The following is a 1,410-nucleotide window of genomic DNA, read 5'->3' on the forward strand; positions in this document are numbered from 1 at the left end:
TTTAGCACTTTATTGGCAATTTGTCTAGTTTTTCTAAGTTTCAATTTTGCCACACCTGCATTTGCCCTCGGTGGCAAACAGCGGCGACGGACAAGTCTCCCTCTCCGATTATCGCGTTAAGTGGCTAGTAGTCTATTTTTATCCGAAAGACTTTACATCGGGATGTACGATCGAAGCACGGAGATTTCAAGAAGACTTGCCGAAATACTTGGCAAAGAATACTCAAATTCTCGGTATTAGCGCTGATGATGTCAACTCTCACGCGGAATTTTGCGATTCCGAAGGTTTGAAGTTTCCGGTGTTAGCTGATACTGATGGTAAACTGAGTAAAGCTTACGGTTTTTGGATGAGTTTTATCTCGGCGCAACACAGTTTTATTATTGACCCTGAAGGCATTTTGCGGGAAACTTTTGTGAAGATTAATCCGGCGATTCACTCAAAAGAAGTGTTGGCTCGCTTGGGGGAATTGCCGGCTAATAAAACATTATACTGCGGCGATCGCAGATTACACCTCGGCACTCCTGCTCAACCCCAATTTAACCCAAGCTTACTTTAACCGAGGCGCTATCCGCCTGCAAATGGAAAATTCCCTGGCCGCACTAGCTGATTTCGAGTCAGCAATTCGCCTCGATCGCGATTTTGCTAAAGCTTATTTCAACCGAGGAGTGACTAGATATAAATTGAGAGAGGTTCAGGGAGCCTTTGAGGATTTTCAGAAGGCGGCAGGGCTTTTTAAGCAGCAGGGGAGAATGGATTCTTATCAAGAGGCAGTTTCTCAAATTACAAAGCTATGGTGTTAGTTGAATTTAGGAATTGGGGAATTGGGGAATTTGTAAGGTGCGCCATAAGCACCCTACACCTATAGTTAAAGTTAGCCAATTCTCAAGGCTGCATCCACAGGTACAGCGTTAGGCTCACTAGGGATCCTAGATAAAGGAATTGCAAAGGCTGCATTTTGAACAGAGGCGACAGTAGAATTTTGTACCACAGTACCAGCCGCTGCCAAGTTAATGACAGTATTGCTTCCAGATTGAGTGAATGTAGTATCGGATAAATTTCCTGTCAAAGCAATGCGATCGCCTTCCTCTGGTCTAAAATCAACTATTGTATGACTGGTCGGGAGTAGGAGAATAAAAGGAAGAGTAGCAGGATCTACTCCGAGCAAAACAAAAGTATCTGCACCACTACCTCCTGTGAGAGTATTGTTGCCTGTATCTCCAATCAAAATATCATTGCCATCACCACCAATTAAGATATCATTCCCTGGACCGCCTCGCAAAAAGTCGTTACCAGCATCACCATTGACATTATCGTCGCCGAAATTGCCAATCAGAATATCGTCGTCAACACCGCCGCTAATGGAGTCGTTACCTTTGCCGCCTCGCAAAAAGTCGTCGCCTTCTTCGCCCG

General features: G+C 44.8%; 3 protein-coding genes. 2 read left to right on the top strand and 1 reads right to left on the bottom strand.

Annotation, left to right across the window (positions count from 1 at the left end):
• Positions 1-46 precede the first annotated feature (46 nt).
• The gene (locus QUB77_RS31555; protein WP_445251797.1) at positions 47-556 is read left to right on the top strand and encodes a peroxiredoxin; all 510 of its coding nucleotides are present in this window, start codon (positions 47-49) and stop codon (positions 554-556) included.
• A 22-nt stretch (positions 557-578) separates the two neighbouring features.
• On the top strand, positions 579-800 hold the full coding sequence (locus QUB77_RS31560; RefSeq protein ID WP_333180932.1) for a hypothetical protein: 222 nt from the start codon (positions 579-581) through the stop codon (positions 798-800).
• Between the two features lie 71 nt (positions 801-871).
• On the opposite strand, the gene QUB77_RS31565 is transcribed toward QUB77_RS31560, so the two are convergent.
• Positions 872-1,410 (bottom strand): calcium-binding protein (locus QUB77_RS31565; protein ID WP_333180933.1); only part of this gene is annotated, 539 nt, incomplete at its 5' end.

It is taken from the genome of Microcoleus sp. AT9b-C3, from assembly GCF_036705485.1.
In the GTDB taxonomy this organism is placed as follows: domain Bacteria; phylum Cyanobacteriota; class Cyanobacteriia; order Cyanobacteriales; family Microcoleaceae; genus Microcoleus.